This is a genomic window from Sphingomonas parapaucimobilis NBRC 15100 (assembly GCF_000787715.1).
Taxonomy (GTDB): domain Bacteria; phylum Pseudomonadota; class Alphaproteobacteria; order Sphingomonadales; family Sphingomonadaceae; genus Sphingomonas; species Sphingomonas parapaucimobilis.
Genome location: NZ_BBPI01000035.1, coordinates 120,133 through 133,981, shown reverse-complemented (window position 1 = coordinate 133,981; position 13,849 = coordinate 120,133). Strand labels below are relative to the sequence as shown.

Here is a 13,849-nt window from a genome sequence, read left to right as displayed (position 1 = left end):
CTCCCACTGAGGCGGTGAAGGTCGCTGGCGAGCGAGCCGACGGCGGTCAGCCCGGCGCCGACGAAAATGGCGAAATGGAGAAGCGCGGTCATGCGCGATCCCCGTTGACGAGGCTGAGGCCCAGACGCTGTGCGCGATCGTCCATGGTCCGTTCGCCTTCGCGGCGACGGGAGCGTTCCTGCGCGGCGGTAACTTCGGGCGTGACGCGATCCTCGAACCAGCGATCGACGGCCGCCATGTTCCAGCGGCTCTTGGGCTTGAGCGCGTCGGTCAGCTCGACGCCCGAAAGGATCGGGAGCGGTGCCGGGAAAGCCTGTTTCTCGATCAGGCGGGCCGCGAACTGGAGCTGCCAGCGTGGCGTGCGGGCGATGCCGGTGTCCGCCGTCTGGCCGAACCGCCGCATCACGTCTTCAAGGCTGTATGTGAATGCCTCGGGCTTCATCACGCCCATAAGCGCCTCCGATATTGGTCTGAAAACCGGAATATCAGATATGCTTATATTATGTCCATAGCTTATATTTTGACGCGGCGTCGTGGGCTCTTGCGATCGGCAAAGCGTCGCGCCAGCCTGTCCATGACAGGCTGGAGCGACAAAATGGCGGGAAACACGGGGGATGCGGCGCGGATCGGCGGAACGGCCGTTGCCATGGTGCTGGTGCCGATCGTCCTGGCGGTGGTCGCGATGGTCGTCGGCCTGGTCGCTGGTTTATTCTATATGGTGATGACGGTGATCCGGCCGGAAATCATCGGCTTCTTCGTCGCGTGTTTGGCGGGCGGCGTCGGCGTGGCGGCCGCGCGGGCGGCGTGCGACGCGGTGCTGCGCGGCTATGCGCCGCGCATCGTCTTTGTCGAGCTGCTGGGGTTGTGCCTGGCCGGGCTGTTCTATGAGCTGGTGATCATGCCCATGGCCTGGGCACGTCTAGCGCCGATTGCCCAGTTACTGGTGGTCGGCGCTACCGCTTATAGCATGTTCTGGCAAAGCGAGCGGGTGTTGCCCGCCCGCTGATCAGGCGACGGCGGTACGGCGGGCCGGTTCTGCCGGAACAGGCAGGGGTTCGGCGACGCGGCGGATCATCTCGCGCTGCGCCATGCCGGACGCGCGGTAGCGCGCGATCAGCTCGCGTTCCTCGTCGTCGAGCCGGTCGGGGTTGTCGACCACCGCGAGCAGATCGGCGGGGGTGCATTTCAGGATGCGCGAGAGGGCGCGCATGCGCGCGATGTCGAGCGTCGTCCCGTCCGCATTCTCCATCTGGCTGATGTACGGTTGGGACACGCCACTCGCCTCGGCCAGTTGCGTCTGGCTGAGCCCTGCCGCTTTGCGCAGCTCACGGAGGCGATTGTCCGGAAACATGGCGATGACATATGACATCTGCTTATATTGTGCCTCGTCGTTCTGGTTATGGCAATTGACAAAATATAAGCTATCGTAATAGCGTCGGTTTCCAGAACAGGAGACAGGCGAATGCCGTTGCGATTGGTGGATTGGCGGAAGAAGCGGGGCCTCACCCAGGGGCAGCTCGCCGACGCGATCGACGTATCGCAGTCGCATATCAGCCAGATCGAGCGGTCGAAAAATCCGGTTGTTCCATCCCCCGAAGTGATGGAGCGGATCTATCGCTACACGGCTGGCGAGGTCGAGCCCAACAGCTTTTACGATATTCCGCGCTGGCGTCGGCTGCTCGACGCCGCGCTGTCCGCGCTGGCGCGGGCGGCGTGAGGGGAAGGCGAGGATGCAAGCTGACATTCCGTTCTCCATCGGTTTTGTTCTTCTTATGTTCCAGTTTAGGAAATTGATCCAACAAAACAATCGGGATCAAACTGATAATTTTTTGCGCGTGGGGTCCTGACCATGTCGGGGGGCTTCACCGCCAATTCGGGATCGTCGGCGACCACTCCCCGCCGATGGTGCGGGCGCGCGCTGCAATGCCGCCCGGTCGTCCTGTGCCCGCCGCGAACGTACTCCCATGCTTGACGCGGCGGGCACCTTTGAACGCGGACTGGAGGACGGTCTTGCCGAGTATGAACGTGATATTCTGTCGCATTGGGACGCCGGGCGGTCGATCGATGCGATTTGCGAAGCGACGGGGCGGCCGAAAAGCACCGTGCGCCTGGTCGTCAAGCTGTACGACGATCGGCCGGAACTGGGTTGCGACCTCGTCGCGGCGAACGACGGCCATGTCGCGGCGATCCAGCGGCTTCGCGCGCGGATGACAGGCCCGACCATGAGCGTCGACGAAATCGTCGACCTGCTGACCGACCGTATCGAGTCGCTGGTCAAGGATCTGCTGCCCAACGCCTATGAGGAAGGCAATGAGATGTGTGTCGGCAATCTGGCGGGCGATCCCGGCCAGTCGCTGCGCATCCACGTCGGCAGCGGGCCGCGTCGGGGGTGGTGGAAGGATTTCCTTGCGCCCACGGGCACGCGCGAGGGCGGTAACGCGCTGTGGCTGATCGCGGAGGTTCTGTTCCAGGGCGATGTGAAGCAGGCGGTCCGCTGGGCCAAGGGATGGCTGCACATCGACGACAGCGACCCGGCGCGATTGCAGCAATTCCGGCTCGAATCGCAAGGGCGTCGTGCGGAGCGCGATGCGCAGGCCCAGGCCGACGCCGCGAAGAAGACGAAGAACGCGCAGCGCCGCTATCATCAGGCATCGCCGCTTAAGATCGGCGATCCGGTCCACCATTATCTATCGGCGGGTCGCGGGATCGACTTCGAGGCTTTGGGGCGGTTCCCCGGATCGCTCCGCTATCACGAGGCGCTGCAATATGGCTGGCCGAAGGATGGCGAGCAGCCGATCCTGTTACCGGCGATGGTGGCGATGGTCACCAATCTGGCGGGCCAGCATATCGCGACGCATCGCACCTGGCTGGACGTGGTCCGCAACCGCAAGGCGGGAGGCGACCTGATCGGCCTCAACCGGCGGGGCGAACCCAATGACCCGAAAAAGGTCATGGGCACCTATCACGGCGGACATATCCCCGTGTGGAAGGGGCGGCATGCCTGTCCTCTCCGCGACATTCCGGCTGGAACGGACGTGTGGGCGTCCGAAGGTATCGAGGACGGGCTGACGGCCGCTTCGGGTGATCCGTCGCTGCGCGTCATCGCGATGATCGCGCTCGGCAATCTGCTGGCGCTCGATCTGCCGCCGCAGATGGGGCGGCTGATCATCCTGAAACAGAACGACGCGCCCGGCAGCGAGGCGGAACAGATGCTGATGCGCGGTGTCGCGGCGCAGCGCGCGCGCGGACGCAAGGTGCTGTTCTGCGAGGTGCCGCGCGGCGTGAAGGACATCAACGAATTGGCGCAGAGCGCGCAGCGGGAGGGTGTATGATCGAAGCCGTTTGCGGGGCAATCGCGGTACTGGTGGGCCTCGTCATCATTGTGCCCGACACGCATCAGGATGTGCTGGATTACAGCGCAAGCACGCGTCTGCACGTCCGCCTCATCGCATTGACCATTTTCGGCGTGTGCATCGCGATAGCGGCCCGGTCATGAATCGGCTGGCTTTTCGACGCGCGATCCGGCGCGAGGCGCGCCGGACAGGATCGGGCAAACCGGAGCCCGTGGAGGCGCTGGCAGAGCGTCCCGAGGACATAAAGCACTCTCAAAGCCCCTCTGCCCCGACTCGTCCGCCCCGGCGGGAACTGCGTATCGATTTGAGCAAGGCCCCATCCGAAATGGAAACGCGCTGGAGCGGCAACAGGTGAGTGGATCGCTCTATTTCGATTGGGTCGTCGGCGATGGGGTTTCCATCGTCGTGATCGCTGGTAACCAGGCGATTGGTAGTCTGCATTTGTCGGCCAGAGAGTCGCGGCTGCTCGCCAAGCGGCTGGGACAATGGCAGGATTATAAAGATGCGCGCGGCGAGAGCCGTCCGTGTCGGCAGCCCGCCAATCGCATGAAGGTCGAGCATGTCTTTGTGGAAGGCAAGCCGCTGTGAGCGCGCACCTGCAACCGGTCCGCGAAGCGTTGTCCAACCTAGTCGAACCGCCCATTGATCCGGCGCCCGGCGATCCGTTCGATGCGGCCAATGATGGTGGCGGGGATGACGATCGGTTCGGCCGCCCGCCGCGCGTGATGCCGGAGGGGTGCCCGGTCGTGCCGGTGGGCACCGAAGACGGCGTGTTTTATTTCCTGACGGCGCTTGGCGAGCTGCGCGGCCTGACGTGCGACAAGGTGGCGAACAAGCATATCGTCGGCATGTTCGCGCCCGACAGCGCCTATCTGATGGACGAATGGCCGCGCAAGAAGATGGTCAAGTCCAAGGGCCCCGACGGCGAGGATGTCGAAGAGTGGATCGTCACCGGCTGGCGCAATGACGATGTCGCCATGCTGCTGATGGATGTGGCGGCCGCCAAAGGCGTGTGGAACCCGCGCGAGAAGGTGCGGGGGCGCGGCGCATGGATCGATGACCAAGGCGGGCTGATCCTGCATTGCGGCAATCACGTCCTGATGGGCGGACGCTGGCACAAGCCCGGCGAGCATGACGGGCGGGTGTATCCGACCATGCCCGCCATTCCCCGGCCCGGCCGTGGCGGTGATGTCACCGGCGAGATGCTGGCCCCGAATCTGGTCGGCTCCCTCCGGGCGCGTGGGATCGAGATCCCGGAGAAGGCTTCGCCGGGCGTCGTGCTCCTGGAGCTGTACAAGACGTGGAATTGGGCCCGGCCGCTGATAGACCCCATGTTGCTGATCGGCTGGGACGGTGCGGCGATGCTGGGCGGGGCGCTGGATTACCGGCCATTGGCCTGGCTGACTGGCGACAAGGCCACGGGCAAGTCGGCCTTGCAGAAGGTCAAGGGCTGGCTGTTCGACGGTGGTATCCTGCAATCGCCGGACGCTTCGGAAGCGGGCGTGCGCCAGGTGCTGGGTCAACAGTCGCTGCCGGTCGCGATCGACGAGGCCGAAGCCGATCAGGACAACCGCAAGATTCTCGCACTGGTGAAGCTGGCGCGCTTGGCCGCCAGCTCGCAGGGCAATATCGTTCGCGGCGGTCAGGATCATACCGGCCATGAGTTTCAAGCGACGAGCTGCTTCCTGTTCTCGTCCATCCTCGTCCCCCCCATGCCGCCGCAGGATCGCAGTCGCCTTGCCATGCTGGAATTGGGGGAGCTGCCAGCTGGCAGTCGCGAACCCAAGATGGACAAGGGCGAAATCAACGCGATCGGCGCGTGGCTACGGCGTAGGCTGGCCGATCGCTGGCATTTGTGGGCGGGGACGCTGGAGCGGTACACCGACGCGCTAATCGATCATGGCGGGCAGGGCGGCCGCGCGGCCGACCAGTTCGGAACGCTGCTAGCGGCCGCGCATATCCTGCTTGATGACGATATGCCGGATGACGAAGCCCTATTGCAGTGGGGTAGCCTGTTGTCGCGCGAGCGGCTTGGCGAGACGGCGGAGGCGCAGAGCGAGAGCGAAATGTGCGTGGCGCATATGGCCAGCTCGCTGGTGCAGCTCGCGCGCAGCGGTACGCCGCGGTTGATTTCCGATTGGCTGCTCCAGGCGACCGAGCCTGTCCTGGGTGGCGATGTGGACGAAAATATCCGTGGTCGGGTCCGAGAGGCGGCCGACGCGCTCGCCAAGGTCGGCATGCGAATCGTCACCGGCAAGGCGAACATGGCCGTCGCGGAAGGCGCGCCCAAACCCGCGCCCGGCCGTGATTATGTCGCGGTGGCGATCACGCATCAGGGCCTGTCGCGCGTGTTTGAAAATTCGCGCTGGAAAGAGGGTGTGTGGACACAGGCGCTCAAGCGTATGAAGGGTGCGAGCTGGGGCGTCACGCAGCGGATCGGCGGTTCGCCGACAAAATGCACGCTGGTGCCGGTCGACCAGATCATCCAGCGCGACGACGTGGTGGCGACCGTGCGAGAATCGGAGGAGGTTTGAAATGCGGACACTTCATGTCTGTCCGAGGATGTTCCAGCGGATGCCGGAGGCCGTGCAGAACGCGGACCTTTACAAGACGGACCCAACCATTCTCGCGCTTGGTCCGACCGGCATCGACTGGAAGGATTTGGGAGGCCCGGCTAACGTGGTTTGCGATCTGGAAACACCGGAAGATCGGCCGGACGGTATTTTCCGGCTCGATTAAAGACGTTGGGGCGTCAGGCGCGCCGCAACGCGGCTACCGCCATAGTCGCAAACCGTCGTAGGTCATCCACATAAGGCGCGGCCTCGCGCTGGGCTTCCTGCCAGCTTAGAAACGTGTCCGATCGCGCGGGCCGCTCCATATAGAAGCGCCGGGCCAGCCACTCGGCTGGGTCGCTCGGTCGCTCGATAGCGCGCCAATAGACCGGCGCGCCATGGTTGCATTCCTCAATCGGGTCGTGGACGTAATCGGCCATGGCGGTGTCTTCCCACCACCATGAGCCGTCATAGGCCGCCTGGTCGAAATAGGCGCGCCCTTCCATCAGGCCGCCTGTGGCGCTGGGCACCAGCACTTCCAGCATGGTGCCGTCACGCGGTGCGGTCGCGATGGGGTGCCAGTCGCTGCTCATCAGAACATGCTCGGTTGCTGCGCGGCCGCGAACAGGGGAAGGTCGTACGTGTTCATTTGCGGCGCGGTCGACCGGAGGCGGCTTGCGGCCTTCAACCCCGTCAGCTGCTGATCGCGATCGATCCGGCCGCGATCGGTATCGGCCGGAAGGGTCAGCGGCAGGGCGGCCGCGTCCGCAGCATCCCAGGCGGCCATGAGGCGGGCAGGGGTATTGATTGCGCCCAGCTCGGTAAAAAGGTCGCACAGGACGTCCAGGGCGGCCGGTGACGCGGTTTTTGCGTCGCACCCGAGCATTCGCACCACGAACCGGTTCCACACCGCCAATTCCTTTCGGTGCCAGCGGCGGTCATAGCGGGACGCTGGCGCTCCGAGACGGGTTATATCGGCGCGCGTATCGGCGAAGATCTCGTTGGCCTGGGGCGCGGTTGCCTCGATGGCGGCGATCGTCAGTTTGTTCGCGCGCATGTCAGCGGCGCTCCCCGTATGGCGCGTTGCTGGTGATTTCCTCGAAATAGACGAAGACCGGCGCGCGCTCGTCATCCACGCTGACATAGCAGCCATCCTCACCGACGCGGGTGATGCGGCCTTCACCATGGGTTCGCGACGTGATCATGTCCCCGGTCCGCAGCCGGTCGATACCCCGAACCCGCCGATTATGGCGGGTGATGCCCGCATAGCGATACATGGCCGCGACTTCCGCAGCCGAGCGATGATGGCCTAGCGCCGTCAGCATCGCGCGTTCGACCGCCACGACATGCGCATCGTAATTGACCAGATCGGCCGCCAGGCCGCGCACGATGGCTTCGCGGCGCGCGATCGGCATCCATTCTTCGTCGGGGATGCCGACATAGTCGCGACCGACCAGCCGGATGGTGTCGCCATATTGGAGCATCGGTTGACCGGCATAGGTCAGCAAAACCTCACCCTGGGTGGTGCTGAACCGCTTGCGCTCGATCCCGACCTTTGCGGGATCGAAGGGCAGGGCGGCGCTCACTTCAAGATCTCCGCGCATTCGAGAAGGCGGACCAGCTCGCGGGCATAATCGGCCGCCATCTGATCTTTGCCGCACTGCTTGTAGGCGATGGCTTTTGCGAGAGCCGTGGCGACGGCGGACCGGTCGATGGTCATGGTGCAAGTCCTTTCTGACTGTTCGCCCGTCCGATAACAGGCGAGTGCAGATAATCTGCACTATTACAACCAATGTCAAGCGCCTTTGTTGCCGATCCCAAACAAATAACTTCGCGCGACAGCGTTCGTCGCCAGAGGCGACGGGCGCGGTGCGTCGCGCGGCCGCTCGCCACTCCCGCCGCCTCGATCCTGCAACCCGTTCGCCCGCCTCAAACCCTCTCCATCAACTAACCTCTTGCGCCCCAACCCCGTTGGTGTGCAGATAGTGCGGCAGGGCCGGTTGAGCTGGTCGTTACCGCACGGGTCGGGGGGTGGTAACGGCAGAGCGTAACGCTCCCGGTAACGTCTAAGCCATTGATAAATAACGGGAATAGGTGCGCGTTACCGCGTAACCGGCCTCGCGCGCGCGTGTTATACGCATACGCGCGCGGGCACATGCGCGTATAAAGGGATGGAAATACAGGTAACGTCGTAACAACATATATAAATCGCCTTCTTTCAGCATCTTGAGCGTTACCGATCGCCGTTACCGGACAGCCGCAAGCCCGGTAACGCGGTAACGCGGCGGCCATGGTTTGGACCGGCGCGCGGCTTCTGCTGTAGGTGGTCTGCCTCTGATCGAGGGGCGGCGCGCCAGTGGCGGACGAAGCGAATAAAATAGGGGGCGGATATGCGGACGGCGCGGCCGGTCTGGCGTCCGCCGTCGCATCGGCGGTCGAAGAGGCCGGGCCGATGCTGTTCGCCGATCCGCAACAGGTGGAAATGGCGCTCGGCGACGGTCCGCGCGACGGTCACCACATTCGCCTGGCCGTCGAGGAAGTGCGGAAGCGAGGCGTCGGCCGCCCGCGTGGCGCGACGAACAAGCGGACCGGCAAGATGCGTGATTACCTCGCGTCGCGGTATCGCCACCCGCTCGAAACGCTGGCCGAGATGCAGGCCCAGACGCCGGAGCTTCTGGCGGCGCAGCTCTGCTGCACGAAGCTGGAGGCGGCCGCGCTGATCAAGTCGGCGGCGGCCGAACTGGCCCCGTACATGGAAAGCAAGATGCCCGTCGCCGTCACCGGCAATCTCGACGGGCACATGACGCTGATCATGCAGAGCGGCCCGGCGCCGGTCGATGGCGGGGTTCTGATCCCGACCAGCGCGGCCCCGATGCTGTCATTCGCGCTCGATCAGGAAAACGCGGAAAATCAGCGGCTTAGCGGTATGCGTGATGGGGTGTCGGAATGACATCGTCGGAACGCCTAGCGCAAACCCGCAGAAAACCGCCATTTCTTGGCATCGTGCGTCAGCTTTCGCAGCTTCGCGCACGCCCCCCCATCCTCGCCCGCCGCCCGATCGGCGTGGCGGCCAGCCGCGCCGCGACCACCCCCCCGGTCGGCCGCCCCGGCCCCCCCCCGGCCCCCCCCAAGCCGACGGCGATCGGAAAGCTCTCCCCCGCCCTCGGGGCGTTTCAAATTTCCGGGCGGATTTGGCCCTTCGACATCCTGTTCGCGGATTTGGGGCGCGAACTCTCCAGCGGTTTCATGGGGTCGGGGGAGTGAGCGGTGATCTTACCCGGTTGATGAAGCCGGTAGGGCCGGTTGCAGGTGCGTTCGGCATCGATCCGGCTTTTCTCGCCTTCATCATGGGGCCGGTTGGAGGTGGCAAGACCACCGAGTGCATCGCCAAGACGATGCGCATCGGAATGGCTCAGCACGCTGTCTGGGACCCCGCGCGGGAATGCCACGTCAAGAAATGTCGTGGCGCTGTCGTACGCGATACCTATCCTAACCTCGACCGGACGGTAATCAAGTCGTGGCACCAGTGGTTCCCGAAGAAACTCGGGCGCTGGTCGGGTGAAGCTCCGCGTACGCATAGCTTCACCCTGGACATCGGGGTTCGCGGCGAGCCCGGATTCCACCAGCTCGATATGGAAGTGATTTTCACCGCGATCGGCGACAACAGTGTCGAGGACGTGCTGCGCGGCCTGGAGCTGACCTGGCTGTGGCTGAACGAGGCGGATTTGCTGCCCTTCTCGATCATCGAACTCGGTGTCGGCCGCGTCGGCCGCTATCCCGGCATGACGGACGGCGGTTGCGCTTTTGCCCAGATTTTCGGCGACTTCAACGCGCCGGAAGAGGACAACTGGACGTACGATCTTTGCGTCGACAAAAATATCGACCCGGAGCTTGCCGAGGTTCTGGCGGCTGAAAGTGGCGGAAAACAGCCACTTCTGGCCTTTCATCAACAGCCCGGCGGGCTGGAGGATAATGCAGAAAATCTGCACAATCTTCCCGGCGGGCGCGCCTATTATCTGAAACAGGCCGCCCTCCTTCGGAAATCGCCCGACAAGAAGCGCCGGATGATCGACAACCTGTTCGGGCCAGTGCGGTCGGGAACGGTCGTGTTTCCCGAGTTCATCGACGACATCAGCGTCAATCCGACAGCCCCGCGCGGTCATGTCCGGCAATTTGAGGTTGTGCGCGGACTTCCGGCGCTGATCTTCGCGGATCAGGGCCTGATGGGCGCGGTGCTGTTCGCGCAGTTGTTGCCAAATATCGACCAGCTTCGGTTTTTCGACGAGATGGCGCGGATATTCGAGGATGACGCCGGTCATATCGAGGTCAGCCAGATCGGCGGGGAGGCGTTCGGTCGCGAAGTCGCTGGGCGACTGGCGACGCAATATCCGGGGTTGGAGATCGGGTTGGCATGCTGCGATCCGGCGGGTGCGGCCGGTGAAGATGCCATCAACCACCGGAGCTGGCGACAGGATTTCCAGAAGGGCGTTGGTGTCCACGTCAAGAAAGTGGCGGTGCCAGGCAATGCCATCGCGCCGCGCCTCAAGGCTGTTCGTGATCGCCTGACGACCTTTGTCGGCACCGAACCCAAGCTGCTCGTTCATCCGCGCTGCAAGATGACCCGGAAGGGCTTCAACTCGAAATATGTCTATCGGCGCGTCGCCGTGGGCGGTGTCGATGGTGGGCGGTTCGATAGCAAGCCGGTCAAGGTGCAGGGCTTCGGCGACCTCATGGATGCCGGTCAGTATGGCTGTTTCGAGCTGGCCAAGGGCCTGAAAATGGCGGGCGGTGACGGCACCGCCGGAGCTGGGCGCGGCGGTCGCCGCACCATTACCAACGAAAGCGATTACGCGATGCACGGAGGCCGCGCATGAATCTGGTCGGCAAGGTCGTTTCTGCGCCCCTCAAGGCGCTGGGCCTGATCCCCAAAGCCCCCAAACTTCCCGCTCCCGTACCCACGCCGACGCGCGACGACGCGCGCGATGCGGTTGCGATGGACGACGCGCTGCGTCGTCGGCGTGGGGGTGCGGCGGACATCGTGACGGGTCGCGGCGGTGCGGAGGCGGCGGCCGGTGCGGTCGGCAAGGAAACGCTGGGCAGTTGATAGGAGGATCACATGGGCGGTGAAGTGGACCAGGCCAAGGCCCTGACGGCGATGACGAAGGAGCGGGACGAGGCCATCAAGGCGCGCGACGCGGTGCAGGGTGAACGGGACGAGGCCATCAAGGCGCGCGACGTGGTGCAGGGTGAACGGGACGATGTCGTCACCAAGCTGGAGGCGATGACCGTCGATCGCGATGGGTTGTCTGTCGAGCTGGAGAAGGCGCGGACCGAGCTGGGCGATGCGCAGACGGCGCTCACCGGCATGACGGGGGAGCGCGACAGCGTCCTGTCGTCGCTGGATGCGGAGCGGCAGGAAAAATCGCAGGCCCTGATCGATTTGAGCAAGGCGAAGTCCGATCTGGCGGCGGCCAAGCGCAAGGCGAGCGTCATCCCCAAGCCGCCGTCCGTCGAGGTTCGCGGCGTCGTCGAGATGCCCGAGGTCGAAGACAAGCGGGCACTTCTGGAGCGGGTCCAGTCGGATCTCCACGATGTCGTATTCTCCGATGGCGAGCAGGAAATCCGATCGCTGGCGCCGCTCTCGGTCGCGCCGGACGGCTGGCACCTCATCGGGCGCGGCGTCCTGCTGCGCGAGCCTGTGACGGTGAAGCCCGACCGCAATATCTCGCTGGTCGGCTTCGCCCTGTTCGACAGCAAGGGCGAGCAGGTGGCGTGGTGCGGGCTCGCCCAGCCGGTGACGATCATGGCCGGGCAGACCGTCCGGCTCGATCGCCAGATCGTGTTCTAAGCAGGAGGGATGGTCATGCGAATGACGGGTTTGATGCTTTCGGGTGTCGCTGCACTGGCGCTTACCGCGTGCAATGCGGGTCAACACCCGCCGACCGTGCCGAGTGGCGTTGTCGTCAAGGCGGGGGCGGCCGTGGAGCGCGCCGAACAGCACTATGCCGAGGTCGCGGCGGTCGCCGATCGGGTGCTGCCCTATCTGCCCGCGCGGCAGGCCGAGCGGTTGCGAACGTTCCAGGCGATGATCGAGGGCGCGCTTTATGCGGCACGAACCGCGACGACGATCGCCGGGCAGCTGGCGGCGGTCCGCGAGGCACAGGCGGCGACGGCGCAACTGGACGCCGCCAACGCCGCCCTGTCGCTTCATCCGCCCGATCCCGGCTGATCGCCGACCGGATCGACGTGCGATGCGTGCCCAGCCGGGCGCGCCATTTGAAGGGGCTGGCGGTGAACGAACTCGGTACGGACAGCGAGGTTAAGGAACATCTGGATCGCCATGCCCGCATGAAAAGCGAGCGGGCGATCAAGGAATCGCTGTGGCGCGACATCGACGAACGTGTCGATCCCCAGACCGAGGGTGGTTTTTACCGGGGAGTGCGCTCCAGCGCTGGCCTCGACAATTTCGATCAGACGGCGGTGATCGGCCTCAAGCGCTATACCGCCGCGATCATGGGGCTGACCGTGCCGCGCAATTCGCGCTGGCACGGCATCTCCACGCCTAGCAAGGATCTCAACCGTCTGGCTGGGGTGCAGCGCTGGTGTGAGCATGCAGCGGATCGCCTGTTTGCATGCCGCTATGCGTCGTGGACGGGCTTCGGCATGCAGATGGCGGCCGATGTGCGGGGCGGCGGGAAATATGGGACGGCGGTGCTGCTGGCCGACGAATGGGTCGGACGCGGCCTGTATTACCGGCACCTGCATATGGCCGAATGCTATATCGACGAGGACCATCGCGGTCGCGTCGACACGGTGCACCGCGAATATGAGCTGACCGTTCGTCAAGCGGTGCAGAAGTTCGGGCTCGACGCGCTGACCGACAAGATGCGCCAGTGCTGGACCGATGAAAATCCGGCCAAGCGCGATGACAAATTCCAGTTCGTGCACATCGTGCGGCCGAACGAACGGCATGAACCGGGCAATCCTGGCGTGCCGGGCAAGCCGATCGCCAGCCTGCATATCGCCCTGGACGAGAAGAAGATCGTTCGCCGGGGCGGATACCGGACGATGCCGCTGATCACGGGGCGCGTCGAGCTGGGCGCGAAATATCCGCAGTCGCCCGCCGGATCGGTGATCGGGACGATCAAGACGGCGAACGAAATCGCCAAGACGATGCTGCGGACCGCGCATAAAGCCTGCGATCCTGCACTGGCGTTCTTCGACGATGGCGACATTTCCAAGCTGGTGACGCGGCCGGGGGGCATGAATCCCGGCCTGGTCGACGAATTCGGCCGGTCGCTGGTGCAGCCGATGCCGGGGGGCGGCGCGCCGTCGTTCGCGATGGAGATGCAGGCGGCCGAACGTGAGGTCATCAAGTCCGCGTTCCTCGAAGAGCTGTTCCAGATCCTGACCAACCCGTCCGATCGCATGACGGCGACGCAGGTTCTGGAGATGGTGCAGAAGCAGGGCGTATTGGTGGGGCCGTTCGCCGAGCAGCATGAAACCGAAAAGCTGGGTCCGCTGATCGAGCGCGAGCTGGATATTCTGATGGCGGCCGGTCAGATCGATCCGATGCCGCCCGAAATGGTCGAAGCGCGGCTACAGCCCGTCGCGGTCTATCAGAACCCGCTCGCGCGCATGTCGCGCGCGGAAGAGGCCGCGGGCTTCACCCGTTGGGTGGAAATCATCGTTCAGGCCGCATCCATCGACAAGAGCGTGACCGACTATATCAATTTCGACCGTGCGATCCCCGGTGTCGCAGAGGTGCTGTCGGTGCGCCCGAGCTGGACGAACAGTCCTGACGAAGTTGCCGCCAAGCGCCAGGCGCGCGAGGAAGCCGATGCGATGGCGCAGATGGGCGCGGTGGCTCCGGCCGTCGCAGGCGCGGCGCTGGATCTGAGCAAGGCGAACGACATCGCGCGTGGGGCGGGGCTGTGAATCCGT

19 protein-coding genes are annotated in these 13,849 nt (G+C 64.6%); 13 read left to right on the top strand and 6 right to left on the bottom strand.

Annotated elements, in window-relative coordinates:
* Positions 1-88: 88 nt before the first annotated feature.
* Positions 89-442 (bottom strand): hypothetical protein, encoded by a 354-nt coding sequence (locus tag SP5_RS07125; RefSeq protein ID WP_157013624.1) that lies wholly within the window; start codon positions 440-442, stop codon positions 89-91.
* Positions 443-595: 153 nt separating this feature from the next.
* Here SP5_RS07125 and SP5_RS07120 point away from each other — a divergent pair, with 153 nt between their 5' ends.
* Complete coding sequence (locus tag SP5_RS07120) at positions 596-1,006, top strand: hypothetical protein (RefSeq protein WP_042486143.1); 411 nt, start codon at positions 596-598, stop codon at positions 1,004-1,006.
* Here the strand turns inward: SP5_RS07120 and SP5_RS07115 are convergent, their stop codons facing one another.
* Positions 1,007-1,369, bottom strand: a complete 363-nt coding sequence (locus tag SP5_RS07115) for a helix-turn-helix domain-containing protein (RefSeq protein ID WP_042486140.1) — start codon at positions 1,367-1,369, stop codon at positions 1,007-1,009.
* Positions 1,370-1,462: 93 nt separating this feature from the next.
* Between SP5_RS07115 and SP5_RS07110 the strand changes: the two genes are divergently transcribed.
* The 6 genes from SP5_RS07110 to SP5_RS19060 all read left to right on the top strand — a co-directional run bounded on the left by SP5_RS07110 (position 1,463) and on the right by SP5_RS19060 (position 6,092).
* A complete protein-coding gene (locus SP5_RS07110) occupies positions 1,463-1,717 on the top strand; it encodes a helix-turn-helix domain-containing protein (RefSeq protein ID WP_084220606.1) in 255 nt (84 codons plus the stop codon).
* A 247-nt stretch (positions 1,718-1,964) separates the two neighbouring features.
* Positions 1,965-3,332, top strand: coding sequence for a DUF7146 domain-containing protein (locus tag SP5_RS07105; protein WP_042486135.1), 1,368 nt, complete (start codon positions 1,965-1,967; stop codon positions 3,330-3,332).
* Positions 3,329-3,496, top strand: a complete 168-nt coding sequence (locus SP5_RS19065; RefSeq protein WP_157013623.1) for a hypothetical protein — start codon at positions 3,329-3,331, stop codon at positions 3,494-3,496. The genes SP5_RS07105 and SP5_RS19065 overlap by 4 nt, the downstream gene beginning before the upstream one ends.
* 208 nt (positions 3,497-3,704) lie before the next feature.
* Positions 3,705-3,941: a hypothetical protein gene (locus tag SP5_RS07100; RefSeq protein WP_042486132.1), complete on the top strand. Its 237-nt coding sequence runs from the start codon at positions 3,705-3,707 to the stop codon at positions 3,939-3,941.
* On the top strand, positions 3,938-5,887 hold the full coding sequence (locus SP5_RS07095) for a hypothetical protein (protein WP_042486129.1): 1,950 nt from the start codon (positions 3,938-3,940) through the stop codon (positions 5,885-5,887). The genes SP5_RS07100 and SP5_RS07095 overlap by 4 nt, the downstream gene beginning before the upstream one ends.
* 28 nt (positions 5,888-5,915) lie before the next feature.
* Positions 5,916-6,092: a hypothetical protein gene (locus SP5_RS19060; protein WP_167334687.1), complete on the top strand. Its 177-nt coding sequence runs from the start codon at positions 5,916-5,918 to the stop codon at positions 6,090-6,092.
* Between the two features lie 13 nt (positions 6,093-6,105).
* Here the strand turns inward: SP5_RS19060 and SP5_RS07090 are convergent, their stop codons facing one another.
* From SP5_RS07090 to SP5_RS19055, 4 genes are read right to left on the bottom strand one after another with little or no spacing between them, the layout of a single operon-like run.
* Complete coding sequence (locus SP5_RS07090) at positions 6,106-6,498, bottom strand: hypothetical protein (protein WP_042486126.1); 393 nt, start codon at positions 6,496-6,498, stop codon at positions 6,106-6,108.
* A complete protein-coding gene (locus SP5_RS07085) occupies positions 6,498-6,962 on the bottom strand; it encodes a hypothetical protein (protein WP_042486123.1) in 465 nt (154 codons plus the stop codon). Before SP5_RS07085 ends, SP5_RS07090 begins: the two co-directional genes overlap by 1 nt.
* Position 6,963: 1 nt before the next feature.
* On the bottom strand, positions 6,964-7,491 hold the full coding sequence (locus SP5_RS18480; protein ID WP_052811446.1) for a hypothetical protein: 528 nt from the start codon (positions 7,489-7,491) through the stop codon (positions 6,964-6,966).
* Positions 7,488-7,625, bottom strand: coding sequence for a hypothetical protein (locus SP5_RS19055; protein ID WP_157013621.1), 138 nt, complete (start codon positions 7,623-7,625; stop codon positions 7,488-7,490). Before SP5_RS19055 ends, SP5_RS18480 begins: the two co-directional genes overlap by 4 nt.
* Before the next feature lie 636 nt (positions 7,626-8,261).
* Here SP5_RS19055 and SP5_RS07075 point away from each other — a divergent pair.
* The 6 genes from SP5_RS07075 to SP5_RS07045 all read left to right on the top strand — a co-directional run bounded on the left by SP5_RS07075 (position 8,262) and on the right by SP5_RS07045 (position 13,843).
* A complete protein-coding gene (locus SP5_RS07075; protein WP_042486120.1) occupies positions 8,262-8,855 on the top strand; it encodes a hypothetical protein in 594 nt (197 codons plus the stop codon).
* Between the two features lie 334 nt (positions 8,856-9,189).
* Entirely contained in the window at positions 9,190-10,779 is a 1,590-nt protein-coding gene (locus SP5_RS07065) for a terminase large subunit domain-containing protein (protein WP_042486114.1), read from the top strand.
* On the top strand, positions 10,776-11,009 hold the full coding sequence (locus SP5_RS07060) for a hypothetical protein (RefSeq protein ID WP_042486111.1): 234 nt from the start codon (positions 10,776-10,778) through the stop codon (positions 11,007-11,009). The genes SP5_RS07065 and SP5_RS07060 overlap by 4 nt, the downstream gene beginning before the upstream one ends.
* Before the next feature lie 12 nt (positions 11,010-11,021).
* The gene (locus SP5_RS07055) at positions 11,022-11,753 is read left to right on the top strand and encodes a hypothetical protein (protein ID WP_042486107.1); all 732 of its coding nucleotides are present in this window, start codon (positions 11,022-11,024) and stop codon (positions 11,751-11,753) included.
* A 15-nt stretch (positions 11,754-11,768) separates the two neighbouring features.
* Positions 11,769-12,134, top strand: a complete 366-nt coding sequence (locus SP5_RS07050; protein WP_167334686.1) for a hypothetical protein — start codon at positions 11,769-11,771, stop codon at positions 12,132-12,134.
* 26 nt (positions 12,135-12,160) lie between these two features.
* Positions 12,161-13,843: a portal protein gene (locus SP5_RS07045; RefSeq protein ID WP_157013618.1), complete on the top strand. Its 1,683-nt coding sequence runs from the start codon at positions 12,161-12,163 to the stop codon at positions 13,841-13,843.
* Positions 13,844-13,849: the final 6 nt, after the last annotated feature.